Below are 17,921 nucleotides of genomic sequence, written 5' to 3'. Positions count from 1 at the left end.
AGCCTCCTGCCGCAAGTTTTCGTAGCGGCAATCTAGCCGGTATGCATCGCCCCCGAAAGGGAGCGGGCCGGCAAGCGTTGCGGCATTTCGCGCAAGGCCGGCCCGCCGGACGCCGGGAAAGGCCGGAACCGGTCATTTCCGGCCCTGGGGGTTGCCAGCGGGCAGGCAGCGGGCTTCAATCGGTCGCATGGCCAAGCCCCGGTGCGCGCGCAAGTTTCCGGACCGAGGACCCCGCCTGCCCATCCCGGCGGGGCAAGAGCCAGCGGAACGAGCAAGGGTCGCAACGTCCCGGCCAGACCCGCGAAGGAGCCAGTATGATGGACTTTTCCGCAATCGACCTGGCGCGATTCCAGTTCGCCTTCACCGTGTCGTTTCACATCATCTTCCCGTCCTTCACCATCGGCCTCGCCAGCTACCTGATGGTGCTGGAGGGCCTGTGGCTGGCGACGCGGCGCGAGGTCTACCTGCAGCTCTTCAAATACTGGCTGAAGATCTTCGCCGTCGCCTTCGGCATGGGCGTCGTCTCGGGCATCGTGATGACCTACCAGTTCGGGACCAACTGGTCGGTCTTCTCCGACAAGACCGGGCCGGTGATCGGGCCGCTGATGGGCTACGAGGTGCTGTCCGCCTTCTTCCTGGAGGCCGGCTTCCTCGGCATCATGCTGTTCGGCCTCAACCGGGTGGGACCGCGGCTGCACTTCATGGCAACCGCGATGGTCGCCTTCGGCACGGCGCTGTCGGGCTTCTGGATCCTTTCGGCCAACAGCTGGATGCAGACGCCGGTCGGCTATTCGATCAACGAGGCCGGGCAGTTCATCCCCGAGAACTGGTTCGAGATCGTCTTCAACCCCTCGTTCCCCTATCGCTTCGTCCACATGATGCTGGCCGCCTACCTGACCACCGCATTCGTGGTCGGCGCGGTCGGCGCCTGGCACCTCCTGAAGGAGCGCGGGAACGAAGGCGCCAAGGTGATGCTGTCCATGGCGATGTGGATGGCCGCCATCGTCACCCCGGTGCAGATCATGGCCGGCGACATGCACGGGCTGAACACGCTGGAGCACCAGCCGGCCAAGATCGCCGCGATGGAAGGCCATTTCGAGGGCGAGAACGGCGCGCCGCTGATCCTGTTCGGCATCCCCGACATGGAGGCGGCCGAGACGCATTACCGGATCGAAGTGCCCAAGCTCGGCAGCCTGATCCTGACGCATTCGCTCGACGGGCGGGTGCCGGGGCTGAAGGACTTCCCGCGCGAGGACTGGCCGAACGCGAGCATCGTCTTCTTCTCCTTCCGCGTGATGGTGGGCATCGGCTTCCTGATGCTGGGCATCGGCGTGTGGAGCCTTTACCTGCGCTGGCGCGGGACGCTGGCGGAGACGCCGCTGTTCCACCGGGCCGTCCTGCTGATGGGGCCGACCGGCTTCATCGCGGTGCTGGCCGGCTGGATCACCACCGAGGTCGGCCGCCAGCCCTACACGGTCTACGGCCTGCTGCGCACCAGCGACAGCATCTCGCCGGTCGACGCACCGGCGGTCGCGACCTCGCTGCTGGTCTTCATCGTGGTCTATTTCATCGTCTTCGGCATCGGCACCGGCTACATCCTGAAAGCCATGGGCCACAGGCCGGGCGGCGATGCGCAAGGGCCGCAAAGGGGCGAGCCGACCCGCGCGGCGGGCGTGACGCCCGCCCCTGCCTATGCAGACGAACCCAAGCCGGCGGAGTAGAGCCATGATCTTCGACCTCGCCCTCATCTGGGCCCTGCTGATCGCCACCGCCGTGTTTCTCTATGTCGTGCTGGACGGCTTCGACCTCGGCCTCGGCATCCTGTTTCCCACCGCCCGTTCCAAGGCCGAGCGCGACGTGATGATGAATTCCGTCGCCCCGGTGTGGGACGGCAACGAGACCTGGCTGGTGCTGGGCGGCGGCGGGCTCTATGCCGTCTTCCCGCTGGCCTATGCGGTGCTGATGCCCGCCCTCTACGTGCCGATCATGGCGATGCTGTTCGGCCTGATCTTCCGGGGCGTCGTCTTCGAATTCCGCTTCAAGGCACCGGCGCACCGGCAATGGGTCTGGGACGTCGCCTTCTTCCTGGGTTCGCTGACCGCCGCACTGGCGCAGGGCATCGCGCTCGGCGCCATCATTCAGGGCATCGAGGTGGAAGGGCGCGCCTATGCGGGCGGCTGGCTCGACTGGCTGACGCCGTTCTCGCTGCTCACCGGCCTTGCCGTGGTGATCGGTTACGCGCTGCTCGGCGCCACCTGGCTGGTGTGGAAGTGCGAAGGCCCGATGCAGGAGCATTTCCGCGACAAGGCGAAGGTGCTCGGCGGACTTCTGCTGGCGATGATCGCCGTGGTCAGCCTGTGGACGCCGGCGCTGCATCCGCAGTTCGCCGCGCGCTGGTTCGAGGTCCCGCAGATCTTCTACACCGCACCGGTGCCGATCTTCGTGGCCGCGCTCGCCGTGCTGCTGTTCACCAGCCTGCGCTCGACCCGCGACGGGATGCCGTTCCTGGCCAGCCTCGGGCTCTTCCTCGTCACCTTCGTCGGCCTGGGCGTCAGCCTGTTCCCCTATGTGGTGCCGACCTCGATCACCATCTGGCAAGCGGCCGCTCCCGACAGTTCGCTGGAATTCCTGCTGATCGGGGCGGTGGTGCTGATCCCGATGATCCTGACCTATAGCGGCTATGCCTACTGGGTGTTCCGCGGCAAGGTGCGGCCGGACGAGGGGTATCACTGATGACGCGGGACGGCTCCGAGCGGCCACTTTATCAGCGGCTCGCCTGGTTCGCCGGGCTGTGGCTGGCGGGCGTGGCGACGCTGTTCGTGATCGCCAGCCTCATCCGCTGGGCGATCCTCTAAGCTCGGCAAGCTGCAAACCCGGGCGACCGGCGCCCCTCACCGAAGCGTGAGGGGCGGCAGGCAGCACACGCTTGCCGAGAGGGAGGATACGGGCTCATGCTGGGGCCCGCATCCGTCCTGCCGGGAGTTGCCGATGTTCCGTCCCGCCTCTTTCGCACGCCGCTTCCCCCCGCTCGCCGCCGCCGTTCTGAGCGGCCTGGTGCTCTCAGTCCCCCCTGCCGCCTCCGCCGGCACCGCACCGGGCTGCGGCATCGAGACACCCTGCACCATTGCGGGGGGCGAATACCGCATCCGCCTGCCGCAAGGCGGAGCGCCCAAGGGAGCGATCATCTTTCTGCACGGCTGGCGCGGCTCGGCAGAAGCCGAGATGCGCAACAGCGCCTGGGCGCGGCTTGCCGACCGGCTGGGCGTTGCCTTCGTCGCCCCGCAAGGGGAAGGCGGCACCTGGTCCTATCCCGGCGCGCCCCGGCAACTGCGCGACGAGTTCGCCTTCTTCCGGGCGCTGGCGGCGGATCTGAAGGACCGCTTCGGCATTGCCGGCGAGAAGACCGTGCTGACCGGCTTTTCGATGGGCGGTTCGATGGCCTGGAACATCGCCTGCCGCGAGGGCGAGCTCTTCGCCGGATATGTGGCGGTGGCCGGAGCGTTCTGGGATCCGGTGCCGGAGGCCTGCCCCTCGCCCGTGCCGATGCTGGTGCATGTGCACGGCACGGCGGACCAGACGGTGCCGCTGGAGGGCCGGGCCATCGGCGAGCACTGGCGGCAGTCGGACGTCGCCAAGAGCCTTGCCCTGTGGCAGCGGCAGGCGGGGCTTGCACCCGCGTTTCCGCAAGAGGCACCGGCGCAGGGCCTATCCTGCCAGCTGCAGGAGGCGAGCGCGGGTCCGGGTCTTCTGGAAGTCTGCCTGCATGCGGGCGGGCACAGCATTCGCGCCGAATGGGTGGAGCAGGGCTGGCAGCTGATCGCGCAGCGGCGCGGCTGGACCGGTTGAGGCTGAAGCTGGCGCCAAAATCAGGACCGGGCCGGGCGGGCGGGATATCCTCGCCCCGCCCGGCCGATCTTTCCTAGTTCGTCATGGCCGGATCGGTCCGGGCCGGCTGCGAGGCACGGGCGGCCGGGCTGCGCTCGGATCTGGCCGAGCCGCCGTCGGAGGACTTCGGCCCCGGCCCAGACTTTCCGGCGGGCGAGCGGCGCCAGGGCTGCTTCTTGTACCAGGAGACGAGATAGGCAACGGCAATCAGGCCGGCGAAGCCACCCATATTGGCCAGGAACTCGGCCAGCGGATCGCCGCGGCCCCAGGCCATGTCGCGCAGGATGCCGATGGCCTGGGCCAGCACCAGGCTGGCCAGGAAGACGGCGAGCGACTGCTGGCCGACCTTCCGCACGACATTCACGAAACGGCCCCAGAGATTTTCCGCAAGCAGGCGCGCGCCGCCCGCGCCGACCGCCACCCAGGCGAGATAGGCCAGCGCAAGGAAGTGCAGGTAGCGGAAGGCACCGAAGGTGGTCTTGTCCCACAGCGGCGTGATCGCGTCGCGAACGGCGAGGAATTCCGGCACTTCGTTGTAGGCGACGTGCCAGGCGAAGGGCACGGAGGCCAGCACGACGACCGCCGACAGGGCGACCAGCGCCGCCGAGACCGGGGGAGCCGGGATCCAGCCGCGCATGAAGGCGAAGCCGGTGAAGAAGACGAGCTGCCAGGCGAAGGGATTGAAGAACCAGGGCCGGTCCGACCAGGGCTCGGCCGGGAGATCGAGCAACCCCTGCCCCGCTGCCAGCCAGAGACCGGCCATCAGGGCGAACACGGCCCACCGCGAGATGCGGGAGAAGGCCATCACCACCGGCATCAGGGCCAGGATGACGATGTACATCGGCAGGATGTCGAAATAGTTCGGCACATAGGTGAGGATCAGCAGGCCCGGCAGCGCCTCGCCCGTCTGCTCGAAGAAGGGCCACAGGTTGAGCGAGGCGACATAGTCCTCGCTCAGGCCGCAGCACTCCGACAGATAGCCGCTTTGCTGGATCCACACGAGACCGGCGGCGATGACCAGGAACTGGCAGACATGGGCGAAATAGACCTGCCAGATCCGGTGGCCGGTGCGCGCGACGCCCATCAGCCAGCCGTGCTGGTCGAAGACCTTGCCGAAAGCGAGTGCCGAGGCCATGCCGGAACAGAAGACGAAGATCTCGGTCGCGTCGGAAAAGCCGAAACGGGCCGGGATCCACAGCGTCCAGGTGTTGCCCGGCAGATGCGCCACGAAGATGATGAACATGCCGAGGCCGCGAAAGAAATCGAGCCTTGGATCGCGCGGACGCGGGGGGCTAAGGGCCGGCGAAACATGCATGTTCACGAGCAGAAGATCCTCTTCCTGCCGCCGGCGAGCCTGCCGGCGAGGCGGGTTCTTTCACCCGCCGATCATGGCCCAATAAGGGCAGAACAACCCCAGGCATGCCTGGCTGCACCGAATTCCCGCGGTTTTCCCATACCGCTCACGCCGGGATCGCCCGCAGCGCCTCGTCCTGCATCAGGCGGGTGGCCCGGCGCATCCGCTCGGCCCGTTCCAGCCGGACCTCCGCAAAGCGGTCGATCCCGCCACGAAGGGTAACGCGCTCGCGCAAAAGCCGTTCCGCATCGATGCAAAGGCCGGCGCGCAGCGCCGCCTCGATGGCCAGCCGCTCGAACACGTCGCGCTGCGCGTGGCTGCCGCCAATGCGAAAGAGCTGCGGGCGGGCACGGTCGAGATGGCGGAAGGCGGAGAAGTAGTTGCCGCGTGCCCAGGCCTCCAGACCGAGGACGGCCGGCATGCCGGCGGCGGCGGCGATGCGGCCCATGTCGGTCTCCTCCCCCGCATGGGCGCCCATGGAGGCGATCATCGCGTCGGCGGCCTCGCGCCGGTCGCCGCCTTCCAGCGACAGCATGTAGTGAAGGTCGGCAAAGATGTTGCAGCGGTCGTCGACCCGCGCCTCGGCAAGGCGGGCGAGCTCGTCCCAGCGGCCGCCGACATTGACGCCCTCGATCTCCAGCCGCACCAGGAGCGAGGCCGCGTTGGAGATGTCGCGATAATCGTCGGTGCGCTCAGCGCGGATTTCCTCGTCGTAGAGCTCCAGCACGCGGGTGATGTCGCCGCGCTCCAGATACATCAGCGCCAGGTGCCACCAGACGTGAAAGCGGAAGTTGTTGCAGTGGGAGAAGGCGGCGGTGTTGGCCTCCAGCCAGGCGCGCCCCTCCTCCGCCCGCGCGGTCATGTCGTAGACATGGGCGACCGCATGCAGGCCCCAGGCATCGTCCGGCGCAAGCGCCACGGCCTCGCGGCCGAGACGCTCGGCAAGCGCGTAGTCGCCCGTCTCCTCCAGCGCGAAGGCCTGGCAGCCGAGGAAGTAGCCGCGCTCGGGATGATCGGCGTCGAAGGCCTGCTCGACGCCGGCCAGCGAGCGACGCATGCCGCCGGCATCGCCCAGCACGAAGTGGATGGCGTGGACGAGCTTCATCAGGAGAGGGTCGGCCGGATGATCGGCAAGGGCCGCATCCAGCCGGGCGGCCGCGCGGGCGGGATGGCCGGCGAGCCAGTCGCCGAGCGCATTGACCACGGCGGCCTCGCGCGGGCTGACCCCGACGGCGGCCGAGGCGGTGCGCGCGCGCTCCAGATCCTCGGCGGCAACGGCGACCAGCTCGCGCCGGCCGAGCAGCATGCAGAAGAGGCCGTGGGCGGCGTGGCCGAAGGCGAAGTCCGGGGCAAGGCGCAGCGTCTCGGCAACGAGATCGGGCGTCGCGCAGCCGTGGGAGAGGAAAGCGCGCACCACTCCCCGCCAGGGCGTCAACGCGCCGGCATGGGAAAGGGTGAGCGGGTAGCCATAGGCGTCGGTGAGTGTCATCGTCGCATCCTGCCGGCGGCCTTGAAGCCGCCTGCCGCAGACCGGCGATGAAAGCCGGGCAGCGGACGTGGGTCCTGTCAGCCCCAGCAGTGTCCCGCCCGCTCCGATGACAAGCAAAACACAAAAGCTTGCGGCCGGCGTGTACAGCACTCCCCGTCAGGAGACGTATCTTCCAAAGAAGGCGAAATGGCGGAACCCGATTTGCGCCGAGGCGCCCGGTCGTGGAATGCGATACCTTTCGCAAACGCTCGCGCTCGCGCTAGATGAGGATCATGACAAGCCTCGCCCAAACCCTTTCCGGCCCCAACCGCAACGTGCTGGCGCTTTCGCTCGCCGGCCTTGCGAGCGTTGCCGTGCTCGCCGCCAATGCCGGCGGCTGGCGGCTCGGTGCCGCCGTCGTGATCGGCGGCTTCGCCGGTCTTGCGCTCTACCACGCCAGCTTCGGCTTCACCGCGGCCTGGCGCCGGCTGGTGACGGAAAAGCGCGGCGGCGGATTGCGGGCCCAGTTCCTGCTGATCCTGCTGACCTCCGCGGTCTCCTTCCCGCTGATCGCCTGGGGCGCCTCCTTCGGCATGCCGACCGGCGGCTTCGTGTTTCCCTTCGGCATCGCCGCGGCCATCGGCGCCTTCGCCTTCGGCGTCGGCATGCAGCTGGGCGGCGGCTGCGCCTCCGGCACGCTGTTCACCGCCGGCGGCGGCTCGACCCGCATGATGGTGACGCTGGCGGCCTTCATCGCCGGCTCGGTCGCCGCGACCCCGCACATGCACCTGTGGGGCCAATTGCCCAAGCTGCCGGCGGTCTCCCTGGTGAGCGAGTTCGGCCCGCTCGGCGCCTATGCCGCGACCGCCGCCGTGCTGGCGCTGATCGCGCTGTGGAGCGTACGGATGGAAAAGCGTGCGCATGGTAGCCTTGCCGAGCCGCGCGCCACCGTCTCGTTCCTGACCGGCCCGTGGTCGCTGGCCCTCGGCGCGATCGCCATCGCGCTGGTCGGCATCGCCACCTTCATCGTGCTCGGCCGCCCCTGGGGCATCACCTCGGGCTTTGCGCTGTGGGGCGCCAAGATCCTGCAGGGCCTCGGTGTGACCGTCACCGACTGGCCTTACTGGCAGTGGCAGAAGGGCGCGCTGGAGGCCTCGGTCTTCGCCGATGCGACCTCGGTGATGAATTTCGGCATCCTGTTCGGCGCCATGGCGGCCGCAGCGCTCGCCAGCAAGTATGCGCCGGTGTGGAAGCTGTCGGGCCGCGACCTTGCGACCGCGATCCTCGGCGGCCTGTTGATGGGCTACGGCGCAAGGCTCGCCTATGGCTGCAACATCGGCGCCTATCTCGGCGGCATCGCCTCCGGCTCGCTGCACGGCTGGCTGTGGCTGGTCTTCGGCTTCATGGGAAGCCTGGTCGGCACGCGCCTCCGCCTGAAGCTCGGCATGGGCTGAGACAGCCAGGCACGACATAGGCACGAGGGCCGGGACGCGCTACGCGTTCCGGCCCTTTTGCTTTGGTGCCTCCGCCACGGAATGCCGGGAGGCTCCGACAATCGTGATCGCGGCTCAAGCGCTCGTGCAGGGCGCGGGCGGCGTGCACGGGCTAGGCTCAAGGCTCTTTCACTCCTTGCGACCGGAGCCGAACCGATGCGCCCGCTGCTGCTTTGCCTCACCCTGCTGCCGCTGCTTGCCGCCACCGCGCATGCGCAGATCGCCCCGCGCCCGGGCTGGACGGTGATCGAGACGCAGCACGGCTTCGCCGAATTGGTCGAGCGGCTGAAAGACGCGGTCGCGGCGGAAAAGATGGGGCTGGTGACGCAGGCGAGCGCCTCCGACGGGGCGGCTATGCAGGGCATCACCATCCCGGGCAACCGGGTGATCGGCGTCTATCGCAACGACTTCGCCCGGCGGATGCTGAAGGCCAGCATTGCTGCCGGCATCGAGGCGCCGATCCGCTTCTATGTCACGGAGACCGCAGAGGGAACGGCGACGCTCTCGTGGAAGGAGCCGAGCCGGGTCTTCGCTCCCTACATGGAGGAAGGCGGCGAGGATCTGGCGGCCCTCGCCGGAGAACTCGACGTCATCTTCCGGACAATCGGCGAGCGGGCGGCAGCCAAAGAGTGAGGCCGCGCGCCGCTGTTCCGGCGTCCCTCAGAACTTGCCGTCATAGGCGCGCCGGCCGATGCGGCAGGCGAGCAGGGTGTAGGTGTCGCGGGAAAGTGCCGCCTGCGCCTCGCGGGCGAGCGTTTCGGCATCGTCCACCCACACACCGTGGCCGCCGAGCGCGCGGGCAAGGGCCGGAAAGTCCGTGCCCGCAAAGTCGACGCCGACATTGGGGCGCTGGCTGGCGCGCTGCTTCAGCTCGATGAGGGCAAGGCTCTCGTCGACCAGAACGCAGACCAGAACCGGCAGGCCGAGGTCGCGCAAGGTGGCGAGCTCGCCGAGCCCCATCTCCAACCCCGCATCGCCGACGAAGACGACGACCGGACGCTCGGGCTCGGCGATGGCATGGCCGATGCCGAGCGGCAGGGCGCAGGCCATGGTGCACAGGGCCGACGACTGCAGCATGGCGCGCGGGAAGCCGGCACGCCAGACCTGTGAAACGAGGATGCGATGGGCGCCGCTGTCGGCAGTCGCCACCGTCTCAGCCGGCAAGACGTCCCGCAGGGTATGGAACACGGCGGCCGGACCCCAACCAGAGGGCTCGGGTGAGAACTGGGCGGCAAGCGCTGCGCGCGCGGCCGCAATCTCCCCGCCCGGCCAGGTGGCGCGCGGCGCAAGCCCCTCACCCAAGGCGGCAAGCGCCGGCGCAACCCCGCAGGGCAGGAGATGACGGACGGCATGCATGCCGTGCCGGCGCGGGCTGGCTGCGATTTCCACCACCGGCGCATCGGCCGGCCACGGGTTTCGCCAGTTGATGCGCATCTCGATCGGGTCGTAGCCGAGAAGCAGGATGCAGTCGGAAGCCGCCAGCAGCGGCAACAGATGTGCGTCGGCGCGCGGCGACAGGCCGGCGCCGCCGAGCGCCAGCGGATCGGCCTCGTCGAGCAGGCCCTTGGCCTTGTAGCTGGTAATGAGCGGCACGTTATGAGCCCGGCAGAAGGCGGCGACAGCCGCTCCCGCATCCTCGTTGACCGCATCGACGCCGGCGATGGCGATGGGACGCTCGGCGCGTGCAAGCAGCGCGCGCGCCGCCTCCAGCGTAGGGCCGGTCGGCGCAAGATCGCGCGGCGACACGCGCGGCGGCAGGGGGTGGAGCACCTCCCCGCAGGCGCCTTCCGCGACACCGATGGGCACATCGACATGGACCGGACCAGGCTGGCCTTCCAGCGCGGTGAGGATCGCCTTGTCCATCATCGCCCCGAGCGCGCCGGGGGCGGCGCGGAAGCTCGCCTTGACCACCGGGCGCAACAGGGCGCCATGGTCGAAGACCTGATGGGTGTAGGTTTCCGCCTCGCCGGCATCGACGCAGCCGGTCAGGAAGACGAGAGGCACCCGGTCCTGCAGCGCGTTGGCGACCACGTTGACCGCGTTGGCAACGCCGGGCCCGAGGGTGGCGAGCAGGACGGCGGGCGCCTCGCGCCTGGCGCGGGCCTGCGCATGCCAGACGCCCTCGCCCATAAAGCCGCCGGCATTCTCGTGCTTGACCAGCTGGAAGGCGATGCCCGCCTCCTCAAGCGCGCCCATCAGCGCCAGCACCTCGCCGCCCGGCATGCCGAAGGCATGGGTGCAGCCGGCCTGCCGCAGCTTTGCGGCGATGAAGTCCGCTCCCGTCCCGCTCATTCCGTCTCCGCCAGCACGATGGCGCCGCTTTCCGCGAGCGCCCGGATGCCATTGTCGTCCTCTCCGAGCCATTCGGCCAGCGCTTCGCCACCGCCCTCGCCAAGGCGCGGCGGCGCACGGCGATAGGTGACGGGCGTGCGCGAGAGCTTCAGCGGGTTGCCGATCAGCGCGACGCGTCCGTCGCGGCTCACGGGGTGCTCCATCTCGATGCGCATGCCGCGATGCAAGGCCTGCGGATCGGCGAAGACCTCGCCGACATCGTTGATCGGGCCGCAGGGCACGCCGACCGCCTCCAGCGCGGCGATCCAGTCGGCCCGGTCGCGGGTCACCGTCAGCCGCTCAACCTCCGGCTCCAGCTCCAGCCGGTTGCGCACCCGGTCGGCGTTGCGCGCAAAGCGCGGGTCGCTGGCAAGCTCCGGTTTGCCTGCCACCTCGCAGAAGCGGGCGAATTGCGCATCGTTGCCGACGGCGAGGATGAAGGACCCGTCGCGCGCCGGATAGGCGTTGTAGGGCACGATGGTGGGATGGGCATTGCCCCGGCGCGGCGGCACGTTGCCGTCAGTGAGACAGGCGACGCCCTGGTTGATCAGCCAAGCGACCTGGGTGTCGAACAGGGCGATGTCGAGATGCTGGCCCTCGCCGGTGGCGCTGCGGTGATGCAGCGCGGCGAGGATGGCGCTGGACGCGTACATGCCGCACATGACGTCGGCGATGCCGACGCCCGCCTTGGTCGGCTCGCCGCCTTCCGCATCCGGCCGGCCGGTGAGCGACATCAGCCCGCCCATGCCCTGGATGAGAAAGTCGTAGCCGGCCCGGTGCGCATAGGGGCCGTCCTGACCGAAGCCGGAGATCGAGCAATAGACGAGGCCGGGATTTTCCGCCGACAGCGCCTCGTAGCCGAGGCCGCGGCGGGCAAGGTCGCCGACCTTGAAATTCTCCACCAGCACATCGGCGCAGCGCACCAACCGGCGCACCAGGGCAATGCCCTCCTCGCTCGACAGGTCGACGGCGAGCGAACGCTTGTTGCGGTTGGAAGAGAGGTAATAAGCGCTTTCGCGGGTCTCGTTGCCGTCCGCATCGCGCAGGAAGGGCGGTCCCCAGCCGCGGGTGTCGTCGCCGCTGCCGGGCCGCTCGATCTTGACCACATCGGCACCGAGATCGCCGAGCAGCTGGGTGGCAGTGGGGCCGGCGAGGATGCGGGACAGGTCGAGCACCTTCACTCCGGCAAGCGGCCCCCTGCCGCCGGGAGCCGGATCGGCAGGGGAAGAAGCGGTATCGGACGACGTCATTTCACCTCGTTAGGGAACAGGGGCGACAGGAACGGCGGAGGCCGGAACGGGGACGGCTCATGCCGGCATCCGCCAGCGCACCACGATGCCGACGACCAGCCCGAACAGGAGGTGACCGATGAGCGAAGCCCAGGTCAAGGTGATGAAGTTCAGGAAAGGCGGCAGGCCGGCGAACAGATGCGCCATGATGTAGAGCGCGAAGACCCACAGTCCAACTCCATAGCCCAGCGCCACGACGGGCCAGGGCAAGAACGGCAGGAAGCGGTCGGCGATGGGCTTTGCGATGAAGAGATAGCCGAGCGGATAGAACACCACGCCGACGACGAGGTGGATCGCCTCGGCAAGCGCGAAACTGCTGAAGCCGAAAACCGACTGGACGAGGGCTGCCGGCTGCAGCGGACCGCCGACCCATAGCGGCGTGATCACCCTTGCCCAGATCTCCCAGGTGCCGTCGGCAAGCACGCCAGCGATGAGCGCGGTGACGAAGGTTGCCAGGGTGAGCGGCGGAAAGAAGCGGACAGCGGCGTCGGCCGGGGCGGCGTGAGATTGCATGGCATCTGTCTCCCGTGGCCGGGCGGCGCGCCCGGCGGCAGGGACAAAGTGACGCAAAGGCGCGATCCGCTCAAATCAACGGCCCGCGACAGGATGGGCACGGCGGATCACCACGGCGAGAGGCCGGAGTGATCCGCCGGGACGCAAGAGCCGAGCTCAGCCGTCGACGCGGGCGAGATCCGGCGCCATGGCGCCGCCATGCGCCCCGCCGAAGGAGACGCCGAGCGAGGCATGGGCGGGAAGACGCAGCGGCAACAGGCACTCGGCCGGCGTGACCTCTTCCGGCAGGCGCCACAGATGCGAGGCGAGCGCCAAGCGGCCGGCGGTCTCGCCCGAGGTCAGGCGGGCAAGCGGCACGGCCAGGAACGGACCGAGGATGACCGGCAGCAGCGGCCAGACCAGATCCGGCGTCACGGTGAACGCAAAGGTGAAGCCGGCAAGACCGAACAGGGTCTGCGGCCACAGCTTGGATGCGCACAGGCCGAGCGGCAGGGTGCGGTTGTCGCGGATCTGCGCGCCCCAGCCGATGGCCTTGCCGAAGGGCAGGCCGGCGACGAACAGGGTCACGGCGACGGCGACGATCGGCGCCATCAGCATGGAGAAGACCAGCTCGGCGACCCAGCTTGCCGTCACCCGCAGACCGCCGCCGAAGGCGTTGCGCAGCTTCCGGTCGGCAAGAATGTCGAGGAAGGTCGCGATCTTCGGCGCGAAGATCATCGTCATGACGATGAGGAACAGCGCAAAGCCGGCCGTCAGGTCGAAGCGGATCAGCTCGCCGCTGCCGAAGGCAACCAGCGATGCACCGGTGACCATGAAGGTGAGCCAGGCGGGGGCGGAGACGAACATCAGGATAGCCAGCACCAGCTGGATACGGCTGACCGGCTTGAGATCCGGCAGGCCGAGCAGCTTGATGTACTGGAGATTGCCCTGGCACCAGCGCAGCTCGCGGCGGATGAACTCCAGCATGTTGGGCGGGTTCTCCTCGAAGCTTTCGCTTTCGACCGGAAGTACGCGCACCTCGTAGCCGGCACGGCGCATCAGGACCGCCTCGACCTGGTCGTGGCTCAGCACCCAGCCGGACAGCGGCCCCTTGCCCGGGAGCTTGGGCAGGTGGCAATGCTCGGCGAAGGGCGCGACGCGCAGGATCGCGTTGTGGCCCCAATAGGGACCGCAATCGCCCTGCCACCAGGCGCTGCCCAGCGTGTAGGAGCGCATGCCGAGACGCATGCCGAACTGGAAAATGCGGGCGAAGGCGCTGGTGGTCGGCATGCCGACGACGAGCGTCTGCAGGATGCCGACGCGCGGGTTGGCATCCATGCGCGCGACCATGTCAAGCATGGTCCTGGCCGACATGAAGCTGTCGGCATCGAGCACGATCGCATAGTCGTGCGCCGCGCCCCAGCGGTCCAGGAAGTCGCGGATGTTGCCGGCCTTGAAGCCGGGGTTCTCCGACCGGCGGCGGTAGAGAACCGGCAGACGGCCCTCCCAGCGCGCGGCGAGCTCGGCGAAGGCGCGCTCCTCGCGGCCGGCGATCTCCTCGACATTGGTGTCGCTGAGGACATAGAGCGTGAAGCCGGCGGACCGGCCGGAGCGCACGAGATCGGCGGCCATCGCATCGAGCGAGGCGGCGACATCGTCGACATCCTCGTTGCGGATGCAGGACAGGATCGCGGTCGACGACGTGCTGTCGCGGGTGACATCACCCGGGCGCAGGGTCGAGACGGTGGCCAGCGGGTCGCGCGACAGGCGCATGACCGCAAGGCCGACCACCGCGTTCCAGAAGCCGATTGCCGTCCAGGGCAAGGTCAGCAGGAAGCAGGCGATCATCAGCCACTCGGCCCAGGTGACGCCGCCGTCGCCGGAAAAGGCGATGCCCAGCAACGTGGTCAATCCGGCCATGGAGGCGAGGACGAGAGTGGCGAAAACGGCGCGCCGGCGCGCGAGCCTTGCGGCATCTGCGGGCGCAGCCTGGTGAAGGTCCGGGGACGGCGCAATGACGCCGGTGCCGGAGGAATCCGGTGTGAGGTAAGTCGGCAACCTGCTCTGGAACATGAAACACAGCCTCGTAAACAGATGGTCGGCGATAGCGGATGCCCAGCCCCTTCTGTTGCGCTATACGTTGCCTCGGACTAAGGAGGATTTGTGACGCAGCGCAGCATGCCAAATAAATTTTCTTGCGATGCACAAGCACTCTGGACCACGGGCCCGGAGACGCTGGAACTGCGCCTGCAAGAAGTACGGAGGCCGGCTGAGGGCGAGGTTCTGGTGCGCACCTTGTGGAGCGGCATCAGCCTTGGTACCGAGCGCCTCGTCTTCACCGGAGCGGTGCCGGAAAGCGAATGGCAGCGCATGCGCGCACCCTTCCAGGAGGGGGATTTCCCCTTTCCGGTCAAATATGGCTACGCCTGTGTCGGCGAAATCGTCGAGGGCGATCCGGCGCGAACCGGCGAAACCGTTTTCGTTCTCCATCCTCATCAAACTCACTTCACCGTCTCCGGTTCCGCCGCCGTGAAGATTCCTGCCGGCGTGCCCGCGCGGCGGGCGATCCTGGCGGCCAATATGGAAACCGCGCTCAACGGGTTATGGGACGGCGGCGCCTCACCGGGAGATCACGTTGCCGTGGTCGGCGGCGGGGTCGTCGGGCTGCTGGTCGCCTATCTGGCCGCCCGCCTGCCCGGCACGCGGGTCACCGTGGTCGACACCGATCCGGCGAAGGAACGCCATGCGCATGCCTTGGGCGCAGCCTTCGCCCTGCCGGGCGATGCCCCGCTCGACCAGGACCTCGTCTTTCACACCTCGGGCCACCCGTCCGGCCTCGACACCGCACTTTCGCTGGCCGGACGCGAGGCGAAGGTGGTGGAGATGAGCTGGTATGGCGCCAAGCCGGTGACCGCGCATCTGGGCGGCGGCTTCCACAGCCGGCGGCTGACGCTGCGTTCCAGCCAGGTCGGCAGCCTGCCGCCCGACCGGCAGGCGCGCTGGACCTATCGCCGGCGCATGGAGACCGCCCTGTCACTTCTGTGTGACCCGGCGCTCGATACGCTGATTTCGCCGCCGATTTCCATCGCGCAGGCCGCCGAGCGGCTGCCGGACATCTTCGCCGGCCGGGTGCCGGTGCTGGCGCAGCCGATCCGCCATGGGGCGGAAAACGACGTGCAAAACAACGACGGACCGGCTGCCGCGCCCTGAAGTCGGCGCAATTTGACGTCACATGCGCGCCGCACCGACCCGGATGCGGCCGCCTTGCGTATCGTCCTCAGACCAGAAGAGCGTCCGCCCGGTTCCAACAGGAGATCCCGACACATGCATGCCGTCGAAGTCCGCGACCACATCATGATCGCCCATTCGTTCAAGGGCGACGTCTTCGGCCCCGCGCAGCAGCTGCACGGTGCGACCTTCGTGGTCGACGCCGCGTTCTTTTCGCAGGAGCTCGACGAGAACGGCATCGTCATCGACATCGGCCGTGCGCACGAAGTGCTCAAGGAAACGCTGACGCCGCTGAACTACCGCAATCTCGACGACGTGCCGGAGTTCAAGGGCAAGAACACGACCACCGAGTTCCTGAGCCGTCACATCTTCGACGCGCTGGCCAAGGCCGCGCGCGAGAACCGTCTCGGCCGTCCGGGCAGCGAGCTCGCCTCGATCCGGGTGACGCTGCACGAGTCTCATGCCGCACGGGCCTGGTACGAAGGCAAGATCTGATGACGGCCGCAGCCCGGCTCACCTTTCTCTATCCGGGCCGGCTGGAGACGCCGACCGGCGGCTATGTCTACGACCGCGAGCTGCTCGCGGCCCTGGCCGCCATCGGCGTCGAGGCAACCGCGCTGACGCTCGGCGAGGGCTACCCTGCGCCCTCGCCGGCCACGCTTGAAGCCGGCGAACGCCTTCTCGCCGGCCTTGCCGATGGCGAGGCGGTGATGATCGACGGGCTGGCCTTCGGCGTGATGGACGCCATCGCCGCGCCGCATGCCCAGCGGCTGCGCCTGATCGCCCTCGTCCACCATCCGCTGGCCCATGAGAGCGGCGTGCCCGCAGACCGGGCGGCGGAGCTGCATGCCAGCGAGCGCCGGGCTCTGGCACTGGCGCGCCATGTGGTGACGACAAGCGCGGCCACCGCCGCCGCCGTCATCGCCGAATTCGGCGTCGCCAACGAGCGGGTGAGCGTGCTGGAACCGGGCCTTGTCCTGCCGCCGCTGCCCACTCGGATCCGCCGGCAACCGGGCGATCCGTTCCGGCTGCTGTGCGTCGGCTCGCTGGTGCCGCGCAAGGATCATCCCACGCTGCTGGCAGCCCTTGCCGGCCTTGGCGACACGCGGATCACCCTCGATATCGCCGGCAGCGCCGAACTCGACCCCGCCCACGCGAGCCGGGTGCGCGCGGAGATCGACCGGCTCGGCCTGTCGCGGCAGGTGCGCCTGCACGGCGCCCTGCCGAAGGCGGCGCTCGAGGCGCTTTATGCCGAGACGGATGCGTTTGCCTTGACCACGCTCTACGAGGGCTACGGCATGGCCTTCGTCGAGGCGATGGCGCATGGCCTTCCCGTCATCGCGACCGGCACCGGCGCGGTACGCGACACCGTTCCGGGTGCGGCAGGCATCCTGTGCAAGACCGGCGACGCGGACGACGTGGGCGCGGCGATCCGGCAGCTGGCGAACGATCCGCAGCGCACCGAAACCATGGCACAGGCGGCGCGCGCCCATGCGCAGGGCCTACCGGGCTGGCAGGACCAGGCCCGGCGGCTGGCTGCCCTGATTGCGGAGATTGCAAGATGAGCGGCTTTTCCGGCGACTGGCTTTCGGCACGCGAACCGGCGGACCTGCGGGCCCGCAACGCGGAGGTACGCGAGGCCTTTCTCGATCATCTGGAGGCGCGGGCGCGCAGGAAGGGCGACGCGCCGCTGGTGATCCTCGACCTTGGCGCGGGAACCGGCGCGACGATGCGCGCGCTGCACCCGCATCTGCGCTTTCCCACCAGCTGGCGCCTTGCCGAGCACGATCCAGCGCTGATGGCGCTGGCCGCAGACATGGCCGAACGCGACGGACTGGCGGCGGAGATCGTCGCGGCGGACCTGGCGCCGGGGCTCCCGGCAGGGCTGCTGGACGGGATCGACGCGGTGACCACCTCCGCCTTTCTCGACCTCGTGTCGGCGCAGTGGATCGACGGGCTGGCTGAGACGCTGGCCACGCGCGGGCTGCCGTTCCTCGCCATGCTGACCTATGACGGGCGGCAGGAGCTGGAGCCGGAACATCCCTTCGATGAGACCGTGCATGCGGCGATGCGGGCACATCAGGGCAGCGACAAGGGCTTCGGGCCGGCGCTGGGGCCGAAAGCCCATGCCCATGCCGCCGCCGCGTTCCGCAAGGCGGGCCTGCAGGTCACGGACGGGGCCGCCGACTGGGAGGCGCTGCCGGGGGAAACCGCATTCCAGACGATGCTGGTGGAAGGCTGGGCGCAGGCGGCACGCGAGACCGGCGCGGATGCCGCTGCCCTGGAGGCGTGGCTGGCCCTGCGACTGGAGCAGATCCGGGCAGGCGAGCTGGTGACCCGGGTCGGCCATTTCGACCTTGCCGCCCTGCCCCGCAGCTAGG

16 protein-coding genes are annotated in these 17,921 nt (G+C 69.0%); 10 read left to right on the top strand and 6 right to left on the bottom strand.

Annotation, left to right across the window (positions count from 1 at the left end; translation table 11 throughout):
• The first annotated feature begins 314 nt into the window (after positions 1–314).
• The 4 genes from ACVJ6E_RS20500 (at position 315) to ACVJ6E_RS20485 (ending at position 3,846) form a co-directional block, all read left to right on the top strand.
• Positions 315–1,721 (top strand): cytochrome ubiquinol oxidase subunit I, encoded by a 1,407-nt coding sequence (locus ACVJ6E_RS20500; RefSeq protein WP_120270290.1) that lies wholly within the window; start codon positions 315–317, stop codon positions 1,719–1,721.
• Positions 1,722–1,725: 4 nt separating this feature from the next.
• A complete protein-coding gene (gene cydB, locus ACVJ6E_RS20495) occupies positions 1,726–2,733 on the top strand; it encodes a cytochrome d ubiquinol oxidase subunit II (RefSeq protein WP_120270291.1) in 1,008 nt (335 codons plus the stop codon).
• Entirely contained in the window at positions 2,733–2,855 is a 123-nt protein-coding gene (locus ACVJ6E_RS20490; RefSeq protein ID WP_088946124.1) for a DUF2474 family protein, read from the top strand. The genes cydB and ACVJ6E_RS20490 overlap by 1 nt, the downstream gene beginning before the upstream one ends.
• A gap of 133 nt (positions 2,856–2,988) precedes the next feature.
• Positions 2,989–3,846 (top strand): alpha/beta fold hydrolase, encoded by an 858-nt coding sequence (locus tag ACVJ6E_RS20485; protein WP_120270292.1) that lies wholly within the window; start codon positions 2,989–2,991, stop codon positions 3,844–3,846.
• Between the two features lie 73 nt (positions 3,847–3,919).
• Here the strand turns inward: ACVJ6E_RS20485 and ACVJ6E_RS20480 are convergent, their stop codons facing one another.
• Both ACVJ6E_RS20480 and ACVJ6E_RS20475 read right to left on the bottom strand, forming a co-directional pair.
• On the bottom strand, positions 3,920–5,200 hold the full coding sequence (locus ACVJ6E_RS20480; protein WP_120270293.1) for an OpgC domain-containing protein: 1,281 nt from the start codon (positions 5,198–5,200) through the stop codon (positions 3,920–3,922).
• Positions 5,201–5,345: 145 nt separating this feature from the next.
• On the bottom strand, positions 5,346–6,728 hold the full coding sequence (locus ACVJ6E_RS20475) for a tetratricopeptide repeat protein (RefSeq protein WP_120270294.1): 1,383 nt from the start codon (positions 6,726–6,728) through the stop codon (positions 5,346–5,348).
• A 272-nt stretch (positions 6,729–7,000) separates the two neighbouring features.
• Here ACVJ6E_RS20475 and ACVJ6E_RS20470 point away from each other — a divergent pair, with 272 nt between their 5' ends.
• Both ACVJ6E_RS20470 and ACVJ6E_RS20465 read left to right on the top strand, forming a co-directional pair.
• Complete coding sequence (locus ACVJ6E_RS20470; RefSeq protein ID WP_120270295.1) at positions 7,001–8,161, top strand: YeeE/YedE family protein; 1,161 nt, start codon at positions 7,001–7,003, stop codon at positions 8,159–8,161.
• A gap of 195 nt (positions 8,162–8,356) precedes the next feature.
• Positions 8,357–8,833, top strand: a complete 477-nt coding sequence (locus ACVJ6E_RS20465) for a DUF302 domain-containing protein (RefSeq protein WP_120270296.1) — start codon at positions 8,357–8,359, stop codon at positions 8,831–8,833.
• A gap of 27 nt (positions 8,834–8,860) precedes the next feature.
• On the opposite strand, the gene ACVJ6E_RS20460 is transcribed toward ACVJ6E_RS20465, so the two are convergent.
• The 4 genes from ACVJ6E_RS20460 to mdoH all read right to left on the bottom strand — a co-directional run bounded on the left by ACVJ6E_RS20460 (position 8,861) and on the right by mdoH (position 14,385).
• Positions 8,861–10,492, bottom strand: coding sequence for a thiamine pyrophosphate-binding protein (locus tag ACVJ6E_RS20460; protein ID WP_120270297.1), 1,632 nt, complete (start codon positions 10,490–10,492; stop codon positions 8,861–8,863).
• On the bottom strand, positions 10,489–11,781 hold the full coding sequence (locus ACVJ6E_RS20455; protein ID WP_120270298.1) for a CaiB/BaiF CoA transferase family protein: 1,293 nt from the start codon (positions 11,779–11,781) through the stop codon (positions 10,489–10,491). Before ACVJ6E_RS20455 ends, ACVJ6E_RS20460 begins: the two co-directional genes overlap by 4 nt.
• Positions 11,782–11,838: 57 nt before the next feature.
• Positions 11,839–12,333 (bottom strand): hypothetical protein, encoded by a 495-nt coding sequence (locus tag ACVJ6E_RS20450; RefSeq protein ID WP_120270299.1) that lies wholly within the window; start codon positions 12,331–12,333, stop codon positions 11,839–11,841.
• Positions 12,334–12,489: 156 nt separating this feature from the next.
• Positions 12,490–14,385: a glucans biosynthesis glucosyltransferase MdoH gene (mdoH, locus tag ACVJ6E_RS20445; protein WP_120270300.1), complete on the bottom strand. Its 1,896-nt coding sequence runs from the start codon at positions 14,383–14,385 to the stop codon at positions 12,490–12,492.
• Positions 14,386–14,490: 105 nt separating this feature from the next.
• Between mdoH and ACVJ6E_RS20440 the strand changes: the two genes are divergently transcribed.
• The 4 genes from ACVJ6E_RS20440 (at position 14,491) to ACVJ6E_RS20425 (ending at position 17,920) form a co-directional block, all read left to right on the top strand.
• Positions 14,491–15,522, top strand: coding sequence for a zinc-dependent alcohol dehydrogenase (locus tag ACVJ6E_RS20440; RefSeq protein WP_120270721.1), 1,032 nt, complete (start codon positions 14,491–14,493; stop codon positions 15,520–15,522).
• 114 nt (positions 15,523–15,636) lie between these two features.
• Complete coding sequence (locus ACVJ6E_RS20435) at positions 15,637–16,035, top strand: 6-pyruvoyl trahydropterin synthase family protein (protein ID WP_067223769.1); 399 nt, start codon at positions 15,637–15,639, stop codon at positions 16,033–16,035.
• Complete coding sequence (locus tag ACVJ6E_RS20430) at positions 16,035–17,105, top strand: glycosyltransferase family 4 protein (protein ID WP_120270301.1); 1,071 nt, start codon at positions 16,035–16,037, stop codon at positions 17,103–17,105. The genes ACVJ6E_RS20435 and ACVJ6E_RS20430 overlap by 1 nt, the downstream gene beginning before the upstream one ends.
• A complete protein-coding gene (locus ACVJ6E_RS20425) occupies positions 17,102–17,920 on the top strand; it encodes a hypothetical protein (protein ID WP_158592740.1) in 819 nt (272 codons plus the stop codon). Before ACVJ6E_RS20430 ends, ACVJ6E_RS20425 begins: the two co-directional genes overlap by 4 nt.
• The last annotated feature ends 1 nt before the right edge of the window (position 17,921 follow it).

The sequence above is a fragment of the Stappia sp. G46H5W genome (assembly GCF_058448995.1).
The sequence above is the reverse complement of the archived record's forward strand: the minus strand, read 5'-3'. Positions and strand labels throughout refer to the sequence as shown.